Raw genomic sequence first — 1,289 nt, 5'->3', positions numbered from 1 at the left:
GTCCGCGCTGTTCACCCGGGCCGGGGTCTTCCGCCTGAAACCTCGACCATCCGCTGTTCGCGGGCGTGCGGGGCCGCGGCCTGTGGCGGGCCGCCGTGCTGACCGGGCCCCACGCGGCCGCCGTGGAGGCCGCCGCGCGCGAGGCCGGCTTCCTCGTCAACGCGGTCCAGCCGGACGCGGTGCGCATCGCCCCGCCGCTGATCCTGACCGCCGAGCAGGCGGGCTCGTTCGCCGACGCGTTCCCCGGTATCCTCGACGCCGCCTCCCCCGAGCAGGAGAACTGATCGTGACCAGGCACTTTCTGCGGGACGACGACCTCGGCCCCGGCGAGCAGGCCGAGGTCCTCGATCTCGCCGCGCAGGTGAAGAAGGACCGCTTCGGCCACCGGCCGCTGGAGGGCCCCCGCTCGGTGGCCGTGCTGTTCGACAAGCCGTCCACCCGGACCCGGCTGTCGTTCGCCGCCGGCATCGCCGAACTCGGCGGCAACCCCCTGGTGATGGACGCGGGCACCAGCCAGCTCGGCCGCGGCGAGACCATCGCCGACACCGCCCGCGTCCTCGAACGCCAGGTCAGCGCCATCGTGTGGCGGACGGGCGGGCAGGAGCGCATCGAGGAGATGGCCGCCGGCACCGCGGTCCCGGTCGTCAACGCCCTCACCGACGAGTTCCACCCCTGCCAGATCCTCGCCGACCTGCAGACCGTCCGGGAGGAGAAGGGCGGTCTCGCCGGCGTCACCCTCGCCTACTTCGGCGACGGCGCCAACAACATGGCGCACTCCTACCTGCTCGGCTGCGCCACCGCCGGGATGCACGTCCGGATCGGCGCCCCCGCCTCCCAGCCGCCCGACCCCGCGGTCGTCGGGCGCGCGACGGAGATCGCGGCCGCGACGGGCGGGTCCGTGACCGTCACCGCCGACGCCGCCGGAGCCGCCTCCGGCGCCGACGTCCTCGCCACCGACACGTGGGTGTCGATGGGCCAGGACGGCAAGGACACCTCGCTGTACGAGCCGTACTCGGTGACCGAGGACCTGCTGGCCCTCGCCGATCCCGAGGCGGTCGTCCTGCACTGCCTGCCCGCCTACCGCGGCAAGGAGATCGCCGCCTCCGTCCTCGACGGCCCGCGCAGCCGGGTCTGGGACGAGGCCGAGAACCGGCTGCACGCCCAGAAGGCGCTGCTCGTGTGGCTCCTGGAGCGCGCCCGGTGACCACCCCCATGACCAAGGCCGCGCGGCACGCCCGGGTGATCGACCTGCTGACCCGGCACCCCGTGCACTCGCAGGGCGAGCTCGC

General features: G+C 74.6%; 1 protein-coding gene and 1 pseudogene. Both read left to right on the top strand.

The window, feature by feature from the left end; genetic code table 11:
• Positions 1 to 284, top strand: a pseudogene (locus AB0C69_RS42400) (hypothetical protein); the annotation flags it as partial.
• A 2-nt stretch (positions 285 to 286) separates the two neighbouring features.
• Complete coding sequence (argF, locus tag AB0C69_RS42395) at positions 287 to 1,204, top strand: ornithine carbamoyltransferase (protein WP_345178994.1); 918 nt, start codon at positions 287 to 289, stop codon at positions 1,202 to 1,204.
• Positions 1,205 to 1,289: the final 85 nt, after the last annotated feature.

The organism is Actinomadura sp. NPDC048032 (genome assembly GCF_040653175.1).
Lineage (GTDB): Bacteria > Actinomycetota > Actinomycetes > Streptosporangiales > Streptosporangiaceae > Spirillospora > Spirillospora verrucosospora.
This window is presented reverse-complemented; position numbering and strand designations above follow the sequence as displayed.